Origin of the sequence: Glycomyces dulcitolivorans (assembly GCF_003265355.1) — a bacterium.
Classification (GTDB): Bacteria; Actinomycetota; Actinomycetes; order Mycobacteriales; family Micromonosporaceae; genus Glycomyces; species Glycomyces dulcitolivorans.
Genome location: NZ_QFRW01000089.1, coordinates 17,703 through 40,259 on the forward strand (window position 1 = coordinate 17,703; position 22,557 = coordinate 40,259).

The 22,557-nt window shown below is 69.1% G+C and carries 22 protein-coding genes and 1 tRNA gene; 8 read left to right on the top strand and 15 right to left on the bottom strand.

Translation table 11 applies throughout. The features are described 5' to 3' along the window. The 3 genes from DI269_RS10100 to DI269_RS10110 form a co-directional block, all read right to left on the bottom strand. On the bottom strand, window positions 1–607 hold a 607-nt coding region (locus DI269_RS10100), incomplete at its 3' end, for an ATP-dependent Clp protease proteolytic subunit (RefSeq protein ID WP_112135378.1). 21 nt (window positions 608–628) lie between these two features. Beyond that, window positions 629–1,282: an ATP-dependent Clp protease proteolytic subunit gene (locus DI269_RS10105; RefSeq protein ID WP_112135329.1), complete on the bottom strand. Its 654-nt coding sequence runs from the start codon at window positions 1,280–1,282 to the stop codon at window positions 629–631. 251 nt (window positions 1,283–1,533) lie between these two features. After that, entirely contained in the window at window positions 1,534–2,691 is a 1,158-nt protein-coding gene (locus DI269_RS10110; RefSeq protein WP_112135332.1) for a S8 family peptidase, read from the bottom strand. A 128-nt stretch (window positions 2,692–2,819) separates the two neighbouring features. Here DI269_RS10110 and DI269_RS10115 point away from each other — a divergent pair, with 128 nt between their 5' ends. The 5 genes from DI269_RS10115 (at window position 2,820) to DI269_RS10135 (ending at window position 8,147) form a co-directional block, all read left to right on the top strand. Beyond that, a complete protein-coding gene (locus tag DI269_RS10115; protein WP_157974881.1) occupies window positions 2,820–3,182 on the top strand; it encodes a hypothetical protein in 363 nt (120 codons plus the stop codon). 252 nt (window positions 3,183–3,434) lie between these two features. Further along, window positions 3,435–4,703 (top strand): ABC transporter substrate-binding protein, encoded by a 1,269-nt coding sequence (locus DI269_RS10120; protein WP_112135336.1) that lies wholly within the window; start codon window positions 3,435–3,437, stop codon window positions 4,701–4,703. Window positions 4,704–4,706: 3 nt separating this feature from the next. Continuing rightward, entirely contained in the window at window positions 4,707–5,636 is a 930-nt protein-coding gene (locus tag DI269_RS10125; protein WP_232822695.1) for a carbohydrate ABC transporter permease, read from the top strand. Then, complete coding sequence (locus DI269_RS10130) at window positions 5,633–6,511, top strand: carbohydrate ABC transporter permease (RefSeq protein WP_112135338.1); 879 nt, start codon at window positions 5,633–5,635, stop codon at window positions 6,509–6,511. The genes DI269_RS10125 and DI269_RS10130 overlap by 4 nt, the downstream gene beginning before the upstream one ends. Further along, on the top strand, window positions 6,492–8,147 hold the full coding sequence (locus DI269_RS10135) for a hypothetical protein (protein ID WP_112135340.1): 1,656 nt from the start codon (window positions 6,492–6,494) through the stop codon (window positions 8,145–8,147). Before DI269_RS10130 ends, DI269_RS10135 begins: the two co-directional genes overlap by 20 nt. A 56-nt stretch (window positions 8,148–8,203) precedes the next feature. Here the strand turns inward: DI269_RS10135 and DI269_RS10140 are convergent, their stop codons facing one another. From DI269_RS10140 to tig, 11 genes are all read right to left on the bottom strand, one after another. Further along, on the bottom strand, window positions 8,204–9,013 hold the full coding sequence (locus DI269_RS10140; RefSeq protein WP_112135343.1) for a CPBP family intramembrane glutamic endopeptidase: 810 nt from the start codon (window positions 9,011–9,013) through the stop codon (window positions 8,204–8,206). Between the two features lie 111 nt (window positions 9,014–9,124). After that, window positions 9,125–9,550 carry a hypothetical protein gene (locus DI269_RS10145; RefSeq protein ID WP_112135345.1) on the bottom strand — a complete coding sequence of 142 codons (426 nt, stop codon included), beginning with the start codon at window positions 9,548–9,550 and terminating at the stop codon, window positions 9,125–9,127. A gap of 247 nt (window positions 9,551–9,797) precedes the next feature. After that, the gene (locus DI269_RS10150; RefSeq protein WP_157974882.1) at window positions 9,798–10,286 is read right to left on the bottom strand and encodes a hypothetical protein; all 489 of its coding nucleotides are present in this window, start codon (window positions 10,284–10,286) and stop codon (window positions 9,798–9,800) included. Window positions 10,287–10,474: 188 nt separating this feature from the next. Then, a complete protein-coding gene (locus DI269_RS10155) occupies window positions 10,475–10,960 on the bottom strand; it encodes a hypothetical protein (protein ID WP_157974883.1) in 486 nt (161 codons plus the stop codon). A gap of 102 nt (window positions 10,961–11,062) precedes the next feature. Continuing rightward, on the bottom strand, window positions 11,063–11,770 hold the full coding sequence (locus DI269_RS10160) for an ABC transporter ATP-binding protein (RefSeq protein ID WP_112135353.1): 708 nt from the start codon (window positions 11,768–11,770) through the stop codon (window positions 11,063–11,065). Beyond that, on the bottom strand, window positions 11,757–12,632 hold the full coding sequence (locus DI269_RS10165) for an ABC transporter ATP-binding protein (protein ID WP_112135355.1): 876 nt from the start codon (window positions 12,630–12,632) through the stop codon (window positions 11,757–11,759). The genes DI269_RS10160 and DI269_RS10165 overlap by 14 nt, the downstream gene beginning before the upstream one ends. Then, on the bottom strand, window positions 12,629–13,660 hold the full coding sequence (locus DI269_RS10170) for a branched-chain amino acid ABC transporter permease (protein WP_112135358.1): 1,032 nt from the start codon (window positions 13,658–13,660) through the stop codon (window positions 12,629–12,631). The genes DI269_RS10165 and DI269_RS10170 overlap by 4 nt, the downstream gene beginning before the upstream one ends. Beyond that, on the bottom strand, window positions 13,661–14,530 hold the full coding sequence (locus DI269_RS10175) for a branched-chain amino acid ABC transporter permease (protein ID WP_112135360.1): 870 nt from the start codon (window positions 14,528–14,530) through the stop codon (window positions 13,661–13,663). 1 nt (window position 14,531) lies between these two features. Then, window positions 14,532–15,896, bottom strand: a complete 1,365-nt coding sequence (locus DI269_RS10180; RefSeq protein WP_112135362.1) for an ABC transporter substrate-binding protein — start codon at window positions 15,894–15,896, stop codon at window positions 14,532–14,534. Then, window positions 15,893–17,119, bottom strand: a complete 1,227-nt coding sequence (locus DI269_RS10185) for a hypothetical protein (RefSeq protein WP_112135365.1) — start codon at window positions 17,117–17,119, stop codon at window positions 15,893–15,895. The genes DI269_RS10180 and DI269_RS10185 overlap by 4 nt, the downstream gene beginning before the upstream one ends. A 195-nt stretch (window positions 17,120–17,314) precedes the next feature. Next, entirely contained in the window at window positions 17,315–18,709 is a 1,395-nt protein-coding gene (gene tig, locus DI269_RS10190; protein WP_112135368.1) for a trigger factor, read from the bottom strand. A gap of 329 nt (window positions 18,710–19,038) precedes the next feature. On the opposite strand from tig, the gene DI269_RS10195 reads away from it, so the two are divergent. The 3 genes from DI269_RS10195 to DI269_RS10205 all read left to right on the top strand — a co-directional run bounded on the left by DI269_RS10195 (window position 19,039) and on the right by DI269_RS10205 (window position 20,484). Continuing rightward, a complete protein-coding gene (locus DI269_RS10195; protein WP_112135370.1) occupies window positions 19,039–19,707 on the top strand; it encodes a ThuA domain-containing protein in 669 nt (222 codons plus the stop codon). A gap of 52 nt (window positions 19,708–19,759) precedes the next feature. Continuing rightward, the gene (locus DI269_RS10200) at window positions 19,760–20,368 is read left to right on the top strand and encodes an HAD family hydrolase (protein WP_112135372.1); all 609 of its coding nucleotides are present in this window, start codon (window positions 19,760–19,762) and stop codon (window positions 20,366–20,368) included. Between the two features lie 42 nt (window positions 20,369–20,410). Then, window positions 20,411–20,484, top strand: a tRNA-Gly gene (locus tag DI269_RS10205). Between the two features lie 133 nt (window positions 20,485–20,617). Here the strand turns inward: DI269_RS10205 and DI269_RS10210 are convergent. Next, entirely contained in the window at window positions 20,618–21,886 is a 1,269-nt protein-coding gene (locus DI269_RS10210; protein WP_112135374.1) for a cellulase-like family protein, read from the bottom strand. Window positions 21,887–22,557 lie beyond the last annotated feature (671 nt).

Here is a 22,557-nt window from a genome sequence, read left to right on the forward strand (position 1 = left end):
CGACCAGGCCGTACGCGACGGCCTCCTGGGCGGTGAAGATCTTGTCGCGCTCGATGTCGCGGCGGACCTTCTCGACGGGCTGGCCGGTGTGGCGGGCGAGGATCTTCTCCAGCTGGTCGCGCATGCGCATGATCTCGCGGGCCTGGATCTCCATGTCCGACGCCTGGCCGAAGGTGCCTTCGGTGGCGGGCTGGTGGACGATCACGCGGGAGTTCGGCAGCGCGGTGCGCTTGCCGGGGGTCCCGGCCGCGAGGAGCACGGCGGCGGCCGAGGCGGCCTGGCCCATGCACACGGTCTGGATGTCCGGGCGCACGTACTGCATGGTGTCGTAGATGGCCATGAGCGCGGTGAGCGAACCGCCGGGCGAGTTGATGTACATGATGATGTCCCGGTCGGGGTCGTTGCCCTCCAGGACGATCAGCTGGCTCATGATGTCGTTCGCCGAGGTGTCGTCCACGGGGGACCCGAGGAAGATGATCCGGTCCTCGAACATCTTGTTGTACGGGTTCATCTCCTTGATCCCGTACGAGGTCTTCTCGGTGAACGACGGGACGATGTAGCGGGCTTGCGGGCCTGCGCCACCGGCCTGGGCGTGGATGTCCATCATCTGATTCCCCCTATTCCTTAGCTAGTTGGCCTCGGCGGGGACGTCGGCCACCCGCTTGACGACGTGGTCGATGAAGCCGTAGTCCTTCGCCTCGGCGGCGGTGAACCAGCGGTCGCGGTCGGAGTCGCGCTCGATCTCCTCGATCGTGCGGCCGGTGTGCTCGGCGACGCGCTCCTGGAACATCTGCTTGGTGTAGAGCATCTGCTCGGCGAGGATCGCGACGTCGGAGGCGGTGCCGCCGATGCCGCCGGAGGGCTGGTGCATCATGATGCGCGCGTGCGGGAGCGCGTAGCGCTTGCCCGCGGTGCCGGCGCACAGGAGCAGCTGGCCCATGGAGGCGGCCATGCCCATGCCGACGGTGGCGACGTCGTTCTTGATGTACTGCATGGTGTCGTAGATGGCCATGCCGTCGTACACCGAGCCGCCGGGCGAGTTGATGTAGAGCTTGATGTCGCGCTGGTCGTCCTCTGCTTCGAGCAGGAGCAGCTGGGCGCACAGGCGGTTGGCGATCTCCGAGTTGACGTCGGAGCCAAGGAACAGGATGTGCTCCTTGAGCAGCCGGTCGAAGACCATGCTGTCCAGGCCGACCGAGGAGGCGTCACCGCCGCCGCGACGGGCGACCGCGTTGACGACGTCCTTCTCCAGCTGCGAGGAGAATGGAATCGAATGCTCCATGTCTTTGCACCTTCGTTCTGTCTCGGCGATATGGGCTCAGCGTTGCGGCTGCCAATCCAGACCTTAGCCCGTCCAGGCGACGATCGGACGCGCCTGGGCTCCGTGTTCGCTGCCAGCAGAGCGCCGCTCGGCGACGGGCCCATTCTGGGGCATAGGCGAAAGGAGCGGCCCGCACCGGGTGTCCGTCGCGGGCCCGGTGGAAACGCGAAGGACCCGGCCGCGGGGCCGGGTCCCTCGGTGCCCGATGCGGGTTACGCGGTGATGTGGAGGAGCAGGTTGGGGCTGCCCTGGACGTCGCTGATCGCGCCGGAGACGGCGGCGCCGGTGAGGGCGGCCGCGACCTGCGCGGGGGTGGCGGTCGGGTGGGCGGACAGGTAGACGGCGGCCGCGCCCGCGACGTGCGGGGAGGCCATGGAGGTGCCGCTCAGCGCCGAGGGGGTGCCGAGGAGGTAGGGCGAGGTGATGTTCTCGCCGGGGGCGAAGAGGTCGACGCAGGAGCCGAAGTTGGAGAAGTCGGCGCGGGCGTCGGACTCGGTGGAGGCGGCGACGGTGATCGCGCCGGGGGTGCGGGCCGGGGAGACGCCGCACGCGTCGGCGGTCTCGTTGCCGGCGGCGACGGCGTAGGTGACGCCGGAGTCGATGGAGGCCGCGACGGCCGCGTCGAGGGCGTCGGAGAGGCCGCCGCCGAGGCTCATGTTCGCGACGGCGGGCTTGACGGCGTTGGCGGTCACCCAGTCGACGCCTTGGATGACGCCGGCGGTGGTGCCGGAGCCGAGGCAGTTGAGGACCTGGACGGGCACGATCGTGACCTCTTTGGCCACACCGTATTCGGTGCCGCCGACGGTGCCGGCGACGTGCGTGCCGTGGCCGTTGCAGTCGAGGCCCTGGAGGCCGGGGAGGATCGCGGAGAAGCCGGTGCCGGTGCGGCCGGAGAAGTCGGCCGTGGAGGCCCAGATCCCGGTGTCGATGATGTAGGCGGTGACGCCTTCGCCGGCGTTCGGGTACGTGTAGGACGCATCCAGCGGGAGGGCGGCCTGGTCGATCCGGTCGAGGCCCCAGGACGGCGGGGCGGTCTGGGTGGCGTCGATGGTGACGGTCTGGTTCTGCTCGACGTAGGCGACGCCGGGGTCGGCGGCGAGGCGCTCGGCCTCGTACTCGGTCATCGAGGCGAGGACGGTGTTCACCGAGTCGAGGACGTCGACGACGTCGCCGCCGAAGTCGTCGACCGTGGCGGTCTTCGCGTCGTCCTCGAAGACGACGATGTAGGAGCCGGGGATGGCGTCGGGGCTGCCGGCGGCGAGGATCTCGCCGGTCTCGGCGCTGGCCGGGGAGGCGGCGAGGCCGGTGAGGGCGAGGGTCGCGGCGCCGGCGGCGAGGAGGAATCGGCGTACGGGGGGATGGTTCACCATCTAGGGTCACCCTTCGGGAGAAAACGGGCTATGGCATCTGTCACAAGGTACCAAGGAATCGCTAGGATCGGTTACCACGAAGTAGTGAAAGTCCGACAATCCCTCACACGACCACAATGGAGTGAATTGTGTCCGGTTCCCCTACCGCCCGTTTGCGTCTGCTCGGCATCCTGTTCTGGCTCGGCGGCGGCGCCGTCATCACGTTCGGCTGGATGGGCATGGCCGAGCTCGCCTACGTCGACGGCCAGATGCCCTACCTCGTCTCCGGAGGCGCGGCCGGCCTCGCGCTGGTCCTGATCGGCTCGACCCTGGTGGTCATGTCGGCCCTGTTCGAGGCCGCCGAGCGCACCGCCCAGCGCACCGTCGATCTGATGAGGCAGGCCGCCGACGAGGCGGTCGCGGCCGCGGAGGCCGCGGAATCCGCCCGAAAGGCCGAAAAGCCCGAGGTCGGGGCGCCCGAGCCGGAGTCCGCGAAAGCCGGCACCGACTGACACCAGGTGTTCTACTCGAAGTATCAAGCGACTCAAGGGGATTCACCGGCCCCGGAAGCGCGCTTCCGGGGCCTGCAAAACCACAGGTCGGGACCTACTGTCGCGCTCTAGTCGAATGTCTGGTAGTTTCGGGCAAGCGCTTCACGAGTGACCTGTGGCACTCGCGTTCGCGCCGGGTCCGCGTGGTCGGCACACGGTCCCGGCAGGCGGTCTTTCGGCCGTCGAATCCCCTTTCCCGAAAAGAGAAGCTCAATGAAGAGAAGACTCGTCCTCAGCGCCGGCACCGCCGGAGCGGCCGCACTGCCCCTCAGCGCGTGCGGGTTCATCGGCGGCGGCGATGAGGAAGGCTCCGCCGACACCATCAAGTTCTGGCTGTCCGGCGACGCCAACCAGGGCGGCGGCTTCCAGAAGATGGCCGACAAGTACTTCGAGGAAACGGGCGTCACCGTCGACATCGACGACATTCCCTACGACGACTTCAACACCCGTCTGCGGAACGCCGCCCAGGCCGACGGCCTTCCCGACCTCGCCCGCGTCACCGCGATCGACCCGATCTGGATGAACCAGCTCGAAGACCTCGCCGACGTCGCCGCCGAGCGCGGCGTCATGGAAAGCCTCCTCGCCGAGAACGAGGAGGGCGCGATCCCGACCTTCCTCACCGACCTCACCGCCGTGGGCCTCTACGTCAACAAGAGCCTCTTCGACCAGGCCGGCGTCGCCTACCCGACCACCGCCGACGGGCTGTGGACCTGGGACCAGTTCATCGCCGCTGTCAAGGAGGTCAAGGACGCGACTGGAGCGCGCTACGGCCTCGTGATGGACCCGTCCTCGCACCGCCTGCGCTCGTTCATGTACCAGTTCGGCTCCGACGGCTTCACCCTCGGCGAGGACTGCACGTACTCGACCAAGGAGGCCGAGACCACCGCCGCCCTCCAGTTCTTCGCCGACATCAACGACGACGACGTCATGCCGAAGTCCGTGTGGGTCTCCGGCGACGACGCGAACGCGCTGTTCAAGAGCGGCCAGGTCGCCGCCTACTACTCCGGCTCCTGGCAGGTCGCCGACTTCCAGGCCAACATCGCCGACTTCGAGTGGGCCTCGGCCCTCATGCCGGCCCAGACGCGCCGCGCCACCAACCTCGGCGGTGGCTACATCGTGGCCTACAAGGGCGAGAAGTCCCAGGCCGCGCTCGACTTCATCAGCTGGCTCTTCGACGCCGCGAACTACACCGAGATCTGCGAGATCTCCGGCTTCCTGCCGGTGGTCCAGGGCCTCGACATCGACTACGGCGACGCCCAGACGAGCTTCGACCTCTACAACGACGAGATCGCCAACTCCGCTCCCGTCGCCGCCGAGCAGGGGAACGCCTCGCTGGAGATGGTCTACAAGGGCCAGAGCTCCGGCAGCGACGCCGACCCGCTCAAGGACGAGGCGATCAAACTCGCCAACGGCGAGCAGGACGTCGCCACGACCATCGCGAACATCATCGCGGGCCTCAACGAGAACATCACCTGCGAGTAGACCTTGACGGCCACCGCCATCGACACCGAACGCCCGGCCGGGCCGCGCCAGCGGCCCGGCAAGGGCCGGCGCCCCAAGTACCGACTCGCGCCGCTCGGCCTCGCCGGGCTCAGCATCGTCCTGTTCGCCGTATTCTTCGTCTGGCCCGGCAGCCTGGGCCTGATCTACTCGTTCACCGACTACACCGGCATCGGGACGTACGACTTCATCGGCCTCGCCAACTACGAGAAGCTGTTCGGCGACCCGACGTTCTACCAGGCGCTCACCCGCAGCCTCCTGTTCGCGGCCTTCAGCGTCCCGCTCATGTACGTCATGTCGCTGACCGTGGCCTCGCTCCTGGTCTCCAACCACGCCAAGGGGAAGTCGGCCGCGAAGGTCGTGTTCTTCTTCCCGTGGCTCATCTCCCCCATCGTCGCCGGCGTCATCTGGCGGTGGATGTTCGGCGAGAGCTTCGGGTTCGTCAACTACGTCGTCTCCACGCTCGGCGGGGACCCGCTCGCGTGGCAGACCGACCCCGACCTGGCGCTCATGGTCGTGGTCATGGCCGCGACCTGGGGCGGCACCGCGTTCAACATGCTCATCTTCATCGCCGCGCTCAAGAACGTCCCGCGCGCCTACTACGAGGCCGCCGAGATCGACGGCGCGAACGCCTGGCAGCGGTTCCGCCACATCACGCTCCCGTCGATCGCGCCCACCTCGTTCCTGGTGGTCCTGCTGTCCTCGCTGGGCGCCATGAAGGAGTTCGCGATGGTCCAGGCCCTCAACGGGGGCGGGCCCGGCACCTCCAACGTCTTCCTCATCCAGTACATCTACGAGACCGGCTTCAAGCGCGCCGACATCGGCTACGCCAGCGCGGTGTCGATGATCCTCCTGGTCATCCTCCTGACCATCGCGCTGCTCCAGATGTGGGTCAACCGGAGGCGAGCCTCATGAGCACCCTGACGACCGCCGCGCCGAAACCGCGCACCCGCAAGGCCCGCAAGGCCAAAGAGCTCGGCAGCTCCATCCCGCTGACGGCGTTCCTGTGGCTGCTGGCCGCCGTGTACGCGTTCCCGATGCTGTGGTTCCTGCTGAGCTCCTTCAAACCCGGCTCCGAACTGTTCCAGTACCCGCTCTCGTTCTTCCCCGAGGACCCCACGGTCGCCGGGTTCGAGAAGGCCTGGGACCGGTTCGACTTCATGCTGTACTTCTCCAACACGCTCGCGGTCGCGCTGACGACCACCGTGCTGACGGTCATGGCGAGCGCCATGACCGGGTACGCGCTCGCGAAGTACCGGGAGCAGCGCTGGGTGCGGATCTTCTTCATCTGCATCCTGGCGACCACGATGCTCCCCACCGAGGTCATCCTCTCCCCCACGTTCCTGGTGATCCGCGACCTCGGCATGTACGACTCGTTCGCCGGGCTCGTGGTGCCGTCGATCCTCACGGCCACCGGCGTGTTCATGTTCCGGCAGTTCTTCCTGTCCGTCCCCGACGACATCGTCGAGGCGGCCCGCATCGACGGCGCCCGCGAGACCGGGATCTTCTTCCGGATCATGCTGCCGATGTCGCGGCCGATCATCATGACGCTGGCGATCTTCTCGTTCCAGTGGCGCTGGAACGACTACGTGTGGCCGCTCATCGTCGTCGGCGACGAGCGCAAGTTCACGCTCCAGATCGCGCTGCGGTCCATCGTGGGGGCCGAGAACATCGACTGGCCGCTGCTGCTGGCCGCGTCGGTGATGTCGATCCTGCCGCTGGTGCTCATCTTCATCGTGTTCCAGAAGTACGTCATGAACGAGGACATCAATGCCGGACTCAAGGACTGAGTTCGCCGCCGCCGTCACGGCGGCGGCCGACGCGCGGGCCCGGGAGGTCCTGGACGGGGCCGACGCGCTGCTGGCGTCCGACCCGCACCACCGGGCGGTCATGAGCGCCGCGAAGGCCCTGGTGGCGTGCGCGGTGAACCCGGACTCGGCGCACTTCGGCTCCCAGGAGGCCGTCGCAGCGGCGGAGCGGCTCGTCGAGCACCTGGCCGGGATGCAGGCGCCGAACGGCCTGTTCGACGGCGAGAACTTCGCCTCGCCCCCGGACACGGCGTTCACCGTCAACGACCTGTGCGACACGTACGCGCTCTTGGAGATCGACCCCGAAGGGCTGTCGGTCCTGGCGGACGGCCTGGAGCGGATCGCGCTCGCCGCGGCCGAGCCGCTGCGGCTCGGCGGGGTCCACACGCCGAACCACCGGTGGGAGCTGTCGTCGGCGCTCGCAAAGCTCCACGAGCACTGGCCCGACGAGCGCCTCGTGGCACGGATTGACCAGTGGCTGGCCGAGGGCGTCGACATCGACGCCGACGGCTGGTACTCCGAGCGCAGCCCGAACTACGCGCTGTGGGTGTCGAACCCGGCGCTCACGGCGATCGGCGCGATCCTGTACCGGCCGCAGCTGCACGACCTGGTGGTGCGCAACCTGGAGGCGATCGCCGCGGCGGTGCTGCCCGACGGGACCGTGGAGACGGTGCACTCGCGGCGGCAGGACCAGACCGGGACGATCCCGTTGGCGCCGTTCCTGATGCAGTTCCGCCGCTTCGCGATCGCGCGCGGGCGCGGGGACTTCGCGGCCGTCGCCAAGTCGATCGGCGAGATCATGTTCCCGGCCGACGCCTTGGCGGAGATCCTGCTGGAGCCGGAACTGGCGGGCCCGCTGCCGCAGGCGGAGCCGCACCGGGCGGCCACGACGGTGTTCAAGGGTTCGGGCCTGGCGGTGGCGCGCGACGGCGACTTCGCGGTGACCGTGTACGGCAGCTCGGACTACGCGGCCCAGGGCCGCATCCGCTCGGGGCTGGCGACGAACCCGACGTTCCTGCGGCTGTTCGCCGGTGAGGCGGTGCTGGACTCGGTCCGGCTCTCCAGGGACTTCTTCGGCCTGGGCCCGTTCCGGGCCGAGAGCTTTGCGGCCGAGGGGAACGCGTTCACGTTGCGGGAGACCGCGAGCGCGGCGTACTACGGGCCGCTGCCCGCGGAGTTCCGGCGCGGGGACGGCGTCTACGCCCTGGTCGACGAGGGCCGCTTCTCGGCGGCGATGGACTTCGCGCACCGCCCGGCCGAGGAGGTCGCGCTGGCGACCGAGGTCCAGGTGGTGCTGGGCGAGCGCGAGGTGCGGCTGACGGTGGAGGCCGATCCGGCCCGGGTCCGCCAAGTCCTGGAGCTGGCTTTCCGCGAGGGCGGGCAGTTCGAGGGCGTGCGGGCGGTCGACGGCGGCTTCGTCCCCGAAGGGACTGCCGCGTACCGCAAGGGCGGGGACCGGATCACGGTCGAGGTCGACGCCATGGGCCCGTTCACCCGCGGCTACCACCCCGGCGAGGACTACACGCACCTGTCGGGAACCGATGCCGCCCAAGGCGTCAGGCTGTACGTTCCGCTGCCGGCGACGGGCCGCTGCACGGTGGTCGTGCGCGCCGAGTAGGAGCAGACGAAAGAGGCGCCCTCCGACGTGGAGGGCGCCTCGTTGCTGTTGGGTGATTACATGGCGCCCACGGCGTAGAGGGTGGCGCCGACGACGGTCATGAGGAGCGCCGAGCCGGGGTGCATCCAGATGGAGGCGCGGATGTCCTTCTTGCCCCAGACGAACCAGACGCCCGGGAGCAGGAAGATGATCTTCGACGGGACCGTCCAGATCGCCCAGAAGTGGTAGATCGAGAACAGGACCGTGTTGAACAGCGGCGCCCAGCGGCCCAGCTGCGGGAGGCGGGACAGGAGGAAGCCGCGGAAGTAGTACTCCTCGATCAGCGGCAGCAGGAACCCGGTGAAGGGCCCGCAGAACAGCAGGGTGATCAGGACGAGGTCCTTGTCGTAGGAGTCGAGGTACGAGGTGCCGGAGGAGCCGGAGCTCTCGAACGTGACCCAGGTGAAGAGGTGGTCGTACGTCCAGGTGTCGAGCGGTGCGAGCGACAGCGACACGATGGTCATGTACAGCAGGAAGCCGATGCCGATCAGCGTGATCTTGCCGCGGGAGAACGGCTTGCCGCGGTAGTTCACCACGCCGTCCATCGTGTACTTGCCGGTCTTCTGCTTGCCCAGCCACAGCAGGCCGAACATGAGCGGGAAGAGCACGATGATGAGCGCGATGGTCCAGGCGGCGAAGATCGGGGCGCCGATGGCGCGGCTGATCGGGGCGCCGACGAGGGCGTAGAAGGCGACGATCAGGCCGCCGGGGACGAGGTGGAGGGCGATGGACAGCGGGATGGAGTGCTTGTCGGCCAGGAGCTTTGCCACGAAGCCGGTCGGCTGCGCGTTGGTCGCGGCGGCCGCGGAGTTCTGCATGTCGTTCATGGAGAGAATGTTCGGGGACCGCGCTGACACGGCACTGACACGGAACTGACAGGGCCGCGCCCGGCCGGCGCCGTTCGGCGCTTGCTGGACGCGGCCCAGGTCAGGCGGTCTCTACGTGTTGTTCCAGGACCACAGGAACTCGGTGGGCATGTCCTCGGAGCTGTTCAGGAAGCCGCCCCAGGCGCGGTGCTCGCCGGCTTCGGCCCAGTCGAAGTCGCACTTCGCCCAGTTGCCGTATCCGAGGTTGTTACGGCAGATGCGCTTGTTGATGGCGCCGTTGTCGGTGCCGATCTCGGCGATCGCGGACTTGCCGTCGGACTGGCCGTCGTAGACGTAGACGGCGTCGGCGGCGTAGTCCACGCAGACCTGGGTCCGGTGGTAGTAGGAGGTGGCGGTCTTGCACTGGCCCTGCACGAGTCCGGCTGCCGAGCCGGTCTGGCAGGCGGTGTCCGCCCGGGGGCACTGGGCCATGTAGTTGTCCTCCGCCATGGCCGCCGACGGCAGTGCGAACACCGCGATCGCGACGGCGGCAAACATGAGGGCGATGCGGGTGGAGGCCCGGTTCAGGGCAGAGTGAAGCCTCTGACTGGTCGTTCTCAAGGGCGTGGTCCGTTCTTGATGTGCGGATTTGACCCTGCGAACTCCTACCCAGTTGCAGGCCAACAGGATACACCGAATGCGATCCACACGAGACAGCCGGTTCGGACCCCGGGGCACTCGGTCGGCGGTGGCCGCGCCCGGCCGGCGGCTCACCGGCCGGGCCCGGCCCGGGTTCAGGCGGCGCTTACTTGCCGGTCCAGGTCCACAGGAGGTCCGTCGGCATCTCCTGGTAACTGATCAGGTAACCGGCCCGAGCGCGGTGCTCGCCGGCTTCGGCCCAGTCGAAGTCGCACTTCGCCCAGGTCCCGTATCCGCGGTTGTTGCGGCAGAGGCGGCTGTTGATGGCGCCGTTGTCGTTGTTGATCTCGGCGATCGCGGACTTGCCGTCGGACTGGCCGTCGTAGACGTAGACGGCGTCGGCGGCGTAGTCCACGCAGATCTGGGTCTTGTGGTAAGCGGCAGGGGCCGTCTTGCACTGGCCCTCGACGAGTCCGGCTGCCGAACCGGTCTGGCAGGCCGTGTCCGCGCGCGTGCACCAGGCGAAGTAGTTGTCCTCCGCCATGGCCGCCGACGGCAGTGCGAACACCGCGATCGCGACGGCGGCGAGCATGAGCGTGATGCGCGTGGAGGCCCGGTTCATGGCAAGGCGGAGCCTCTGACTGGTGGTTCTCAAGGGCGTGATCCGTTCTGTGTGTGCGGATTGAACCCTGCGAACTCCTACCCAGTTGCAGGCCAACAGGATACATGAATTTCGATCCACACGCGACGGCCGGTTCAGGCCCCGGGGAACTCGGCAGGAGATGGCCGCGCCCGGCCGGCGCCTCTCGGCACCCGCGGAGCGCGGCCTCGGCTCTGCGGCCGCTACTTGTCGTCCCACGCCCACAGGAACTCGGTGGGCATCTCCTTGTAGCTGATCAGGTAGCCCGCCCACATGCGGTGCTCACCCGACTCGGCCCAGTCGAAGTTGCACCGCACCCAGGTGCCGAACCCTGTGGTGTTGCGGCAGAAGCGCTTGTGGACACTGCCGTTGTCGGTGCCGATCTCAGCCATCCCGGAGTAGCCGTCGGCCTGGCCGTCGTAGACGTAGACGTAGTCGCCGTCGTACACCACGCATACACGAGTCTTGTGGTATGCGGCGGGGGCGGTCTCGCAGGCCCCCTGCGGGGCCGAGACCGATACGCCGGTCTGGCAGGTCGTCTCGGCCTCGGGACACCACGCGAAGTAGTCGTCAGCCATGGCGGTCGAAGGCAGTGCGAAGACGGCGATGGCGACGGCGGCGAGCATGAGCGCGGCGCGCTTGGAGACCCGGCTGAGCGCGGGTCGGAGCCTCTGGGTTGCTGTTCTCAAGGATGTGATCCGTTCTGTGCATGTGGATTGAACTCTGCAAGCTCCTACCCAGTTGCAGGGCAACAGGATACAACGATTTCAATCCATACCCGACAGTAACTTTCAGGCGCCGAGGTACGCGGCTCTGACGGCGTCGTCGTTGAGGGTGTCGGCACCCGAGCCCGAGACGGTGATGCGGCCCTGCTGCATGACGAACGCGGTGTCGGCCTGGGCGAGGACCCCGGCGTTCTGCTCAACCATGAGCACGGTGGTGCCGCGCTCGTTGATGAGCTTGACGGCGGCGAAGACCTGCTCGGTGAGCTTGGGCGACAGGCCGAGTGACGCCTCGTCGATGAGCAGGAGCCGCGGGGAGGACATCATGCCGCGGCCGATGGCGAGCATCTGCTGCTCGCCGCCGGAGAGGGTCCCGGCGAGCTGGTCGGCGCGCTCGTCGAGTCGGGGGAAGATCGCGGAGACCTCGCGGAGGTTCTCCTTCACGCGGGCGGCGTCGCGGCGGATCGTCCACGCGCCGAGGCGGAGGTTCTGCTTCACGGTGAGGGCCGGGAAGACGTGGCGGCCTTCGGGGACGAGGACGATGCCCTGGCGGACCCGCGCCCCCGGTGATCCTTTGAGGACGGCGCCGTCGTAGCGGATCTCGCCGCCGGTCACGGGCAGGAGCCCGGCGAGGGTCATGAGGGTGGTGCTCTTCCCGGCCCCGTTGAGGCCCAGCAGGACCGCGTTGGAGCCCTCCTCGACGGCGAGGTCCACGCCGTGGAGCACCGGGACGGAGCCGTAGCCGGCGCGGAGATTCTCGACCTCAAGCAGTGCCATGGGATCCGCCTTCCGCGGTCAGGGGCCATTTGGGCGGTTCGCTCGCGGCCGGGAGGGTGACCGTGTCGTCGTCGGGTTCGTCCGCTTCGGCGGCCGCGCCGCCGAGGTAGGCGGCGATGACCTCCGGGTGGCGCTGGATCGCCTCGGGCTCGCCCTCGGTGAGGAGCTTGCCGAAGTTGAGGACGTACACGTAGTCGCAGACCTCGGCGACCAGCGGCACGTGGTGCTCGATCATGAGGATGGTGAGCCGCAGGCGGTCCCGCAGCTCGCGCAGGGTGGCGCCGAGGGTCAGGGCCTCCTCGGGGCTGAGGCCGGAGGCGGGCTCGTCGAGCATGAGCAGCTTCGGGTCGGTCGCGAGGGCCATGGCCATGTCGCAGGTCTTCCTGACGCCGTACGGGAGTTCGCCGGTGCGCTCGTCGGCGACGGCTTCGAGCCCGAAGTACTCGACGATCTCGGCGGCGTCGCGGCGCAGTTCCCTTTCGCGGTGCCAGGTCCCGGCGAGGCCGAGCATCCCGGCCATCGCGGAGTAGCCGGCGCGCTGGTACTGGGCGAGCATGACGTTCTCGGTGACGGTGAGGGAGTCGATGACGCCGAGGTTCTGCCAGGTGCGGGCGATGCCGCGGCGGGCGCGGCGGTGGGTGGGCAGGTGGGAGACGTCCTTGCCGTCGAAGAAGACCCGGCCGCCCTGCGGCTGGTAGATCCCGGTGAGGCAGTTGAAGCAGGAGGTCTTGCCCGCGCCGTTGGGGCCGATGAGGCCGACGATCTGGCCTTCGCGCACCGACAGCGAGAGGTCGTTGAGGACCTGGAGCCCGCCGAAGCGCAGGGAGAGTCCCTCCACTTTGAGCAGTTGATGCCGCTTCATCGCTTGCCTCCCTTGGTGAGCCAGCGCGTGGCGGGTCTGAGGAGCTGGCCGAGGCCGCCGGGGAAGAAGCGGAGGACGACCAGGAGCATGACGACCACGATGAACGGCGGCAGGACGTGGTAGACCGCCTCGTTGAGGAACGGCGGCTGCCAGGGGAGCCCGGCGAGGAAGTTCGGGAGGGTCAGGGGCAGCAGGGCGAAGAACGCGGAGGCGAGGACGACGCCGAGGCGCGAGCGCAGGCCGCCGACGACGGTCATGAGGACCCACACGAGGGCCACCTGGAACTCGAAGTCCATGGCCTGGACGATCTGGTTCCAGTGGGCGAACAGGCCGCCCGCGAGCCCGGCGGCGAGGCCGGAGAGGCTGAACGCGGCGAGCTTGTAGCCGGTGGTGTTGATGCCCAATGTGGAGGCGATGCGCTCGTCGTTGCGGACCGCGGCGAGCGCGCGTCCGGCCTTGGTCGAGACGAGCCGCCAGTCGGCGTAGAGGACGAGGGCGAGCACGCCGAGGCACAGGAGCGCGAAGGCGCGGTCGCCGGAGAGGATCTCGGGCCGGGGCGCGAAGGCGCCCGCGCCGCCGCCGGTGAACTCGCGCCAGTTGAAGATCGTGGTCTCGGCGGTGAGGCCGAACGCGAGGGTGACGAGCGCGAGGTAGAGGCCGGTGACGCGCAGGGCGACCATGCCGACGATCGCGGCGGTGGCCATGCCGGCGAGGGCGCCCGCGGCGAGGCCGAAGCCGAGCGGGAGGCCGATGCGGGTGGCGGCGAATGCGGCGGTGAACGCGCCGATGCCGACGAACGCCTGGTGGCCCAGGGAGATCTGGCCCGCGTGCCCGGTGAGGGTGTTGATGGAGAGGCCGATGATCGCGTAGATCGCGGCGCGGCTGATGCGCTGGGCCCACACGTCGCCGCCGAGGACGAGCGGGAGGGACGCGAGCGCGAGGAGCGCGACGATGATCGTGACGCGCAGGAGCAGGCCGAAGCGGCGCTGGACTTTGACGCGCGCGAAGGTCATGGTGGCGGTGGCCATCTACGCCTCCTTCCCGAGCAGGCCTTGGGGTCTGATGAGGAGGACGAGCATGAGGAGGGCGAAGACGCCGAGTTCGGCGGCGCCGGGGACCTTGAGCTGCTGTCCGAGGAGGTAGATGCCGAGGTTCTGGACGACGCCGATGGCGATGCCTCCCAGAAAGGCTCCGGGGAGGCTGGTCATGCCGCCGAGGACGGCGGCGGCGAAGGCGGGCACCAGCATCGTGAGGGTCATGAACCCGGGGGTGAAGATCCCGACGGGCGCGTACAGGAGTCCGGCGATGCCGCCGAGGAGCGCGGCCATGCCCCACACGAGCCGCGAGATCGCGACGGGGCTGATGCCGACGACCTGGGCGGCGCGGGTGTCCTGTGAGGACGCGAGGACGGCGAGGCCGAGGTCGGTCTTGAAGAACCAGGCCATCGCGGCGGCGAGCACGGCGAGGACGGCGAGCAGGATGAGCTGCTGCGGGAGGATGCCCGCGCCGAGGATGTTGAGGCCGGTGCCTGCCATGAGCGGGGGCATGACGCGCGGGATCGGTTGGCCGAGGAGGACGATGATCGCGATCGTGAAGAGCGCGACCCCGACGAGGGCGACGAGCATGATCGTGCGGGACGCGGATTCCAAGGGCCGTACGATGACGCGCTCTACCGTCAGGCCCATGGCGACGGCGGCGGCGAGGCCACCGACGATGCCGACCCAGTAGGGGAGGCCGAGGTTGACGACGAGGTAGAACGCCGCGAAGGCCGCGACGCCGCCGAACTCGCCTTGGGCGAAGTTGAAGACGCGCTTGGCCTTGTAGACGAGGACGATGCCGACGGCGAGCAGCCCGTAGACCGCGCCCTGGAAGATCCCCAGTGCGAAGAAGGCGCCCATGTCAGAACCCGCTCACGAACGCGTAGTCGGTCTCGTAGTGGCCGCCGCCGTCGCAGACGTTGCGCAGGACGCTCACCTGGGTGGCGCCGAACGGGCCGTTCTTGTAGTTCAGGTCGGGGAAGACGCCGGTGGAGAAGCTCGATCCGGCGACGGCGTCGAGGAACGCGCCCCGGTCGAGGTCCTCCCCGGCCTTCTCCAGCATCTGGTGGAGCACTTTGGACTGTCCCCACATCATCCAGGTGACGTCGTCGGCCTCGATGCCGGCGGCGTCGACGGCGGCGAGGAAGCCGGGGTCGTACTCGCCGGCGTCGGCGAACGCGGGGGTCGGGTTGAAGAACCGGGCGCCTTCGGTGGAACTGGCTGCGCTGCAACCGGTCGAGGCGACCTGGTCGAGGCCCATGCTGACGCCGACGCCGACGAACTGGGGGCGGCAGCCGGAGGCGGCGGCCATCTCCAGGTAGAAGGTGGGGCTGGTGAGGACGAAGACGGCGTCGTAGTTGCCGACGGTGCCGGTGCAGAGGTTCCCGGCGGCGGAGGAGCCGCGCTCGTTCTTGTCGGGGCGGACCACGTCGACGTCGCCGAACGCGTCGGTGAAGCCCTCGACGGCGTCGTCGAAGTTCGGGGTGTTGGTGACGACGGCGGCGACGCGGGAGGCGTCGGTGACGCCGAGCTCGTTCTTGATGTAGTCGGCGAGGATCGGCGTCTGCTGCCGGTAGGTCATCGACGCCGCGAAGTACGTGTCGAGGTCGCCCATGCCGGTCTGCGTGACGCCGGTGGACAGGTACGGGACGTCCTCGCTCGCGGCGTACTGGGCGCACGCCTGGATCTGGTCGGTGCCGCCGGCGCCGATGAGCGCGAACGCCTTCTGCTCCTCGGCCATGGTCTGGCAGACCTGGCGGGCCGTGGAGGGCCGGTACTGGTCGTCGGCGAACACCGTGGTGACGGTGCGGCCGTTGATCTCGACCGGGCCGCCGTCGTTGCCGTACTGCCAGTAGAGGTCCTTGCCGGACTCGAAGGACTCCTGCTTGAGCGGGGCCGCGCCGGTGAGGGGCGCGTGGATGCCGATGGTGATGGTGGAGTCGGTGACGCCGGTGGTGTCGCCGTTCCCGGCGTTCCCGTTGTCGTTCCCTCCACCGCCGCCTCCGCCGCCACTGTCCCCTTCGGACCCGCCGCCGTCGCTGTCGGTGCCGCCGCCGGAGGCGTCGGTGCCGTCGGTCCCCTCGGTGCCGGTGCCGTCCGAGTCGCCTTCGAGGCCGTTGTCGCCGCCGGCCTCGACGAAGTCGTCGTGGACGCCCGCGTACTGGCCGCAGGCGGGCAGCACGAGGATCAGCGCCAGGAGTGCCAGCGCGGAGTGCCCCCGCCTCATGGGCGGTCACCCCGCCCGGTCAGGCGCTGCCACAGGCCCGCGGGAATGGGCAGGGCCCAGCCGCGGCGGTCGAGGTTGTGGGCGCGGATGCGGTCGATCGCGCCGTTGCCGCCCGCGGCGGCGCCGGAGGCGCCCATGACGGTGTGCAGCAGGTAGGCGCCGACGAGGGCCGCGGGGATGAGCGTCCACACGTACCAGGGCGCGGCGGGGACGAACGGCTCGTACGCGGCCGGCTCCATCTCCTCGGTGGAGGCCGGGGCCTCAGTCGCGGACTCCTCGGCGCCTTCGGCGCCGCCTCCCCCGGAGCCGCCGCCACCGCCCGAACTGCCGCCGCTGGTCCCGGAGTCGTCGGTGCCGCCTTCGGGCGCGCCGTCGTCCTCGGGGGCGCCGGGGACGAACGAGAAGGCCGCGCCGAGGCGGTAGGCGGTGGCCTCGTACTCGTCGACGGGGGTCTGGGTGTCGTCGCGCAGCGGGAGCTTGAGGTTGACCTGCCACGTGTCGATCGGGGTGGCGTCGTCCATGACGGGCATGAACATGACGCCGTAGTTCGCGAACGGGTCCTGGCCCCAGTCCTTCGCCATCGCGGTGAGGTCGAAGGTCCAGGTGGGGAGCGGGACCTCGACGACCTCGGGGCTCTCGCCGCCGTTCTCGACGGCCTCCTGGGCGGCGGCGAGGAGCTCCTCGGCCTCGGCGACCGCGTCGGGGTCGGGTTCGGCGCGCTCGCCGGTGACGCAGCCGTCGCCGACGGGAGGCTGGACGTCCCACATCTCGGCCTCGCCGCCGGACCACGCCTCGGTGATCGGGCAGGCCTGGACGAGCTTGCCGAGGGGGTTGAACGTGGGCGAGTCGCCCGCGTCATTGCCTTCGGCGACGGTGAGCTTGAAGTCGGTGATCTGCGAGCCCTCGGGGACGCCGCGCTCGGCGAGGTTGAACGACAGGGACGAGACCTTGGTGTTCTCCCCCAGTTCGACGGCCACGGGCATGGTCGTCGTCGCCTGGGGGTTGGGGAGCTCGACCTGCTGGGCGAGCGCGCCGAGTTCGAGGGTCTCGTCGATCTGGCGGGACCAGTACCAGGAGACGGCGTCGGCGCCGTAATCGAATTGGAGGTCCTCGCCTCCCGCGTCGTCTTGGGCGGCGGCCGGGGCGGGCCAGGCGAGGAGGGCGGCCGCGACCAGGGCCGCGGCGGCGGTGACCGGGGCGGAACCGTACCGGTTGGGAATCATGGGGGGCACTCCCAGGGACGTTGCGTCGTTGCATCGAAGAGGTTAGATACACACCATAGGTGAAAGTGACGATCGTCTCTACCCGTGAGTAGCAAAAAATTCCGGCAGATCCCCACTTAGCCTGCCCAATCATCCGAAAAGGACTAGGGGCCCAACGCATTCGCGTTGGGCCCCTAGTGAATCCGTTCGGAGTGGTTACTCCTCGGTCTTGTCCTCGTCGTCGGCCCCGTCGGCGTCCGCGGCGACCTCGCCGGCCTTCTGGCGGCCCGGGAACAGGTCGTCCTCGGTCAGCTCGGCGCCGTTGGCGTCGACGACCGACGCCTCCTTGACGACCTCTTCGAGGGCGAGCTGCTGGCGCAGCGACGCGGCGATCTGCTGGAGGCCGCCGTTCGTGCGCAGCTCGTCCACGAACTTCTGGAACTGGTCCTGCGGGACGCCGCGCTGCTGGGCCTGGCGCACGACCTCGGCGGTCATGAGCTCGCCGGAGACCTCAAGCTCGCGGTCGCGGGCGATCTTGCCCAGGATGATCGACTGGCGCAGGTTCGACTCGACGTCGTCGCGCAGCTCCTGGTCGAACTCCTCCGCGGTCTTGCCGACCATCGACAGGTAGTCCTCGAAGCCGCCCGCGATCTGCTGGACCTGCTCCTGGAGGTGACCGCGCGTGTGCTCGATCTCCTCGTCGACGGTCTTCTCCGGCAGCGGCAGCTCGACGGCCTCGATGAGGGCCTCAAGCGTCTTCGCGCGCGCCTCGTTGGCCTTGCCGGTCTTCCCGGCGGTCTCCAGGCGCTCGCGGGTCGCGGAGCGCAGCTCTTCGAGGGTGTCGTACGGGCTGGCCATCTCGGCGAAGTCGTCGTCGAGGTCGGGGAGCTCGCGCTCCTTGACCTGGGTGACCTTGACCTCGACCTGGGCGTTCTCGCCCTCCTGCTCGCCCGCGAGGGTCGACTCGATGGTCTTCTCGTCGCCCGCGGACATGCCGATGAGGGCCTCGTCCAGGCCGTCGAGGAGGTTGCCGGAGCCGACCTCGTGGCTCATGCCGGTGACGGACCCGCCCTCGACCTCTTCGCCGCCCTGGGTGGCGCGCAGGTCGATCTGCACGAAGTCGCCCTCGGCGGCGGCGCGCTCGACGGTCTTCAGGGAGGAGAAGCGCAGGCGCTGGGACTCGATGTCCGCGTCCACGTCCTCCTCGGAGACGTCGCCGGCCTCGACGGTCACCTTGAGGGACGCGAAGTCGGGAAGCGAGAACTCGGGGGTCACGTCGGTCTCGACGGTGAACTCGAACGGCTTGCCGTCCTCGATCGGCTTGACCTCGGTCAGCTCGGGGCGGCCCAGCGCGTTCACCTCGTTCTCGGTGACGGCCTTGTTCAGGTTCGCCTGCACGGCCGGGTCCATCGCCTGGGCGTAGACCGAGTCCTTGCCGATGCGCTGGTCGATCACCTGGCGGGGCGCCTTGCCGGGCCGGAAGCCGGGGACGCGGATCTGCTGCCCGACGCTCTTGTACGCCTCGTTGATGAACGGCGCCAGCTCTTCGAACGGCACCTCGACCGACAGCCGCACCCTGGTCGGGCTCAGGGTCTCGACAGTGCTCTTCACAGACGTACTCCTAGATCAGATATCGCTCAATTGCTTTCGCGTCGGCCGGATGCCTGATCCGAACCGTGGGCCGCCGGCAGCGCAGCACAGACCCCCGCTCCGACCGAGTCTAGGCCGCCGGGGGCTCGCGGCCCCGCCGGGTGTGGTCGATATCGCCACACGTCACTGTTGAGCTGCGACGCGGCCGGCCGGGCCGCCGGTAGCCGAGATCACTTAGACTACGGCCTGCAATCGTTCTCCCGAGGAGTCGCCATGCCCACCCCCCACACCCGTCGCCCCACCCGCCGGCGCCGCTCCGCGACGCCTCTCCCCAAACCGGAGTAAACGCTGTGGCTTCAAAGACCCTGCTCGTGTTCACGAAGACGACCGGCTTCCGGCACGACTCCATCCCGGCCGGGGTCGAGGCGGTCAAGCGCATCGCGGCCGACCTGGGCGCGGAGGTCGAGCACACCGAGGACTCCGCCGTCCACGACCCGGTCGAGCTCGCGCGCTTCGCCGCGGTCGTCTGGCTTTCACCCTCCGGTGACGTCCTCGGGGAGCTGGAGCGGGCCGCGCTCGCGGACTACGTGACCGGTGGCGGCGGCTGGGCCGGCGTCCACGGCGCCTCGACCGCGGAGAAGTCGTGGCCGTTCTTCAAGGAGCTGGTGGGCGCGCGCTTCATCGGCCACCCGCCGGGGTGCACGCCCGGCGAGATCGACGTGAAGATCGCCGACCACCCGTCGACCGCGCACCTGCCGAAGCGGTGGGCGTGGACCGACGAGTGGTACAGCTTCGACGAGCGGCCCCAGCACGTCGAGGTCCTCCTCGAAGCCGACGAGACGACCTACGAGGCCGGCGACCTGGCCATGGGCGCCCCGCACCCCCTCGCCTGGCACCGGCGCCTCGAAGCGGGGCAGTGCTTCTATACCGCGCTCGGGCACGACGCGAGCGCCTACGAGGACGAGGTCTTCCTGGGCCACCTCACCGGCGGCATCCAGAGCGTGCTGCCGAGCAAGTGATCTGGGCCACGTACGATGGCGGGGTTCGTCCCCGTCCCCGGCAGGTGGCCCCATGAGCGATCCCGTCCGCGTCCTGGTAGCCGACATCGGCTCGGTCCTGTTCGCCTTCGACCCCGACCGGCGCCTGGAGCTCCTCTCCGCCCGCACCGGGCTTCCGGGGCGGGAGCTGCACGCGCGGCTGTTCGCCTCCGGGTTCGAGACGCGCTGCGAGGCGGGCGAGTTCACCGCCGACCAGATCCGCGACGAGGTGGCGGCGCTGACCGGCTTCGACGGGAGCACGCAGGAGCTGAGCGGGCTGTGGACCTCGGCGTTCACTCTTGACGAGGCGGTCCTGGACTGCTTCACCGAGGCGGGCGCGGTGCTCGCGGTGTTCTCCAACAACGGGCCGCTGTTCGCGGAGTTCTTCGGCGAGCGGTTCCCCGAGGCGGCGCAGTGGTTCCGGTACCGGTACTTCGCGTGCCGATTGAAGGCCCGCAAGCCCGAGGACGAGGCGTACGAGCAGGTCGAACAGGGCTTGGAAGCGGCCTTCGGAGCGGCGCGGGAGGACCTGCTGCTCGTCGACGACAACGTCCAGAACACGGCCCGGGCCGCGGCGCGGGGCTGGCGCTCGCACACGTTCACCGACGCCGACTCGCTCCGGGCGGTCCTCCGCGCACGGTGAGGCGATGCGCTACACTTGCCTGCGTTCCGCTCACGCGGACGTGCGGGTGTAGCTCAATGGTAGAGTCTCAGTCTTCCAAACTGATTGCGCGGGTTCGATTCCCGTCACCCGCTCCAATCCGGCCCGCGATGCGGGCCTTTTTCATGGCGAAGCGCCCCGGGCCGGACGGCCCGGGGCGCTTCGTCGTTTTCGGTCGGCCGTTCAGGCTCGACCGTTGCGACTCACCTGCTGAAGCTCAGCCTTTGCACCTCATCCTTTGAGAAATGCGGCGTTGCACTCCCGCTGAAGCGCCTCGTCGGCCCACATCGGGTGCTGCGGGGCGGCGTTGGAGCAGACGATCGACCCCCAGGCGCCGACCCGGACCGAATGGGCGATCGCGTCACGGCAGATCGCGGCCCCGACCGGGCCCTCCTCGAAGCGGCCGTCGCGCGGCGTGTAGCCGACCCAGCCTTCGCCGAAGTAGACGGGGACGCCGAGGCGCTTCGCATGGTCGGCGGCGGTGTCGATCCAGTCGCGGAGGCGGTTCGCCATCGCGTGCCGGTGGGCGCCATAGCCCTCGTAGAGCCACCGGTCGAACCGCTCGGGATCGCACCAGTCGTGGACGTAGATCTCCGAAGGCTGCATGATCGAAGCCTTGAGCTTCCACGCCTTCTCGGGCGGCAGGCGCCAATCCTCGATCCGGGGCGCGCCCGGCCGGAGGATCGCCGCGTCGGCTCGCTCCTGCGGGAACTCGGCGGGCGGACGGCGCAGGCCGAACTCCTCGATGAGGTCGTCGAGGACCCCGTAGACATAAGGGTGGAAGGCGAGCGCGGTCGCATTGCGCGGCAGGCCCCTGAGGGATCCGAGCGGAACGCCGCCGTAGTTCGGGGCGCAGGGGACTTCCGGATGCCGGGCCTGAAACGCGGCGATGCCGGCCTCAAGACGACCTTGAAGCTCGACCACGGCGTCCTCGACGCCGGGCAGGCCCTCGGTGAGATGTCCGATCTGGACTTCGTTGTGCGGCTCGACGCAGGCGATCACATGGGCGAGCCCGTGCTCGGCGAGAAAGTCGACCAGATCCGCCTGCGCCTCACCGAGAACGGTGAGGCGATCCTCGGGCGCGACCGCGTGCAGAGCCTCATACCAATCCGGATCAGCGGCGAAGGCGGGGCTCTGCTGGTACTCCCAAGAGGAGGAGATCACCGAGACACCGTGCCGATCGGCGGCACGGAAGAAGTCAAGCAAGTGAGCCCTGGCATCAATGACCGTAGTTTCCCGGACGTCATACCACCGAACCCGAGAACCGTATTCACCGCCAAGAGGCTCGATACGCAACGAGCTGGTGTCAAGCCCAGACCTGAATATCAGGAAAGGCATCGCGCAGATCCGGACGGCGTTGTACCCGAGCTCCACCGCCTTCGCAAAGGCGGCATCGAGATCCTCGAACGGCTCACCGGGGCCGGTGCGCACATACCAGGAGAAGTCCCAGAGGGTCATCGCAAGGCGTTCGGGCAGGTGGCTGGGGATGGCAGTCTTCATGAATCCTCCTCAATAGTGAGTCGGGTCTCACCGACCCGTATCAGTGTCACAGTTTCGACCGCTACCCCGTCCTCTGTCCAACGCACCGCCGGATCAACCCAGACACCGGTAGCGCGGCACCAGGGAAGGAATTCGAGCCGAACAGAACGAAGGGAGGTGACATCAATGTCCCAAGGGCGGCCATGCCAGAAGTGATCGCCGATCAACTGCTCCCCCGCATAGGCACGAGCGACGTCGCCGGTCCACACGACCCGCAACAGAGTCCGATCCGCGGCGGACTCAGGCAGGTCGACATGGACCACCGCAGCACCGGAGTAGTCAGTGGGCGCACTGAGGCGATCCATAGGGCCGCCATAACGAGGGGCCGAGCTCAAGGCCGAATAAAGGCCGGGAACAGGCGCAGGAACGGGAGCGGCCGCAAGGGCGGGCGAGTGGACGGGAGTGAGGCCGAGCGCAGAGGCAGGAGTGGTGGGCAAAGGCGCGAGTACGGGCCCGGGCCCGGGCGCCAGGACAGGCCCAAGGGCGAGAGTGGGGGCGGTGGCCGGCGCGGGAGTGGGGGCAAGCCCTGATGCGGAGGTGGTGGGCGCCAGCGCACGGACAGGCCCAGAGGCGGAGTCGGGGGTGGAGGCGGACACGGGCGCGGGTGTGGGTGTGGGTGTGGGGGCGGTGGT

What these genes read in the sequence shown, in the direction of transcription:
- DI269_RS10170 (WP_112135358.1), bottom strand. Translation starts at nt 13,660, where the DNA reads ATGGCCACCGCCACCATGACCTTCGCGCGCGTCAAAGTCCAGCGCCGC.
- DI269_RS10160 (WP_112135353.1), bottom strand. Translation starts at nt 11,770, where the DNA reads ATGGCACTGCTTGAGGTCGAGAATCTCCGCGCCGGCTACGGCTCCGTC.
- DI269_RS10145 (WP_112135345.1), bottom strand. Translation starts at nt 9,550, where the DNA reads ATGTTTGCCGCCGTCGCGATCGCGGTGTTCGCACTGCCGTCGGCGGCC.
- DI269_RS10210 (WP_112135374.1), bottom strand. Translation starts at nt 21,886, where the DNA reads ATGAAGACTGCCATCCCCAGCCACCTGCCCGAACGCCTTGCGATGACC.
- DI269_RS10105 (WP_112135329.1), bottom strand. Translation starts at nt 1,282, where the DNA reads ATGGAGCATTCGATTCCATTCTCCTCGCAGCTGGAGAAGGACGTCGTC.
- DI269_RS10120 (WP_112135336.1), top strand. Translation starts at nt 3,435, where the DNA reads ATGAAGAGAAGACTCGTCCTCAGCGCCGGCACCGCCGGAGCGGCCGCA.
- DI269_RS10140 (WP_112135343.1), bottom strand. Translation starts at nt 9,013, where the DNA reads ATGAACGACATGCAGAACTCCGCGGCCGCCGCGACCAACGCGCAGCCG.
- DI269_RS10110 (WP_112135332.1), bottom strand. Translation starts at nt 2,691, where the DNA reads ATGGTGAACCATCCCCCCGTACGCCGATTCCTCCTCGCCGCCGGCGCC.
- DI269_RS10180 (WP_112135362.1), bottom strand. Translation starts at nt 15,896, where the DNA reads ATGAGGCGGGGGCACTCCGCGCTGGCACTCCTGGCGCTGATCCTCGTG.
- DI269_RS10130 (WP_112135338.1), top strand. Translation starts at nt 5,633, where the DNA reads ATGAGCACCCTGACGACCGCCGCGCCGAAACCGCGCACCCGCAAGGCC.
- DI269_RS10135 (WP_112135340.1), top strand. Translation starts at nt 6,492, where the DNA reads ATGCCGGACTCAAGGACTGAGTTCGCCGCCGCCGTCACGGCGGCGGCC.
- DI269_RS10165 (WP_112135355.1), bottom strand. Translation starts at nt 12,632, where the DNA reads ATGAAGCGGCATCAACTGCTCAAAGTGGAGGGACTCTCCCTGCGCTTC.
- DI269_RS10200 (WP_112135372.1), top strand. Translation starts at nt 19,760, where the DNA reads ATGAGCGATCCCGTCCGCGTCCTGGTAGCCGACATCGGCTCGGTCCTG.
- DI269_RS10185 (WP_112135365.1), bottom strand. Translation starts at nt 17,119, where the DNA reads ATGATTCCCAACCGGTACGGTTCCGCCCCGGTCACCGCCGCCGCGGCC.
- DI269_RS10175 (WP_112135360.1), bottom strand. Translation starts at nt 14,530, where the DNA reads ATGGGCGCCTTCTTCGCACTGGGGATCTTCCAGGGCGCGGTCTACGGG.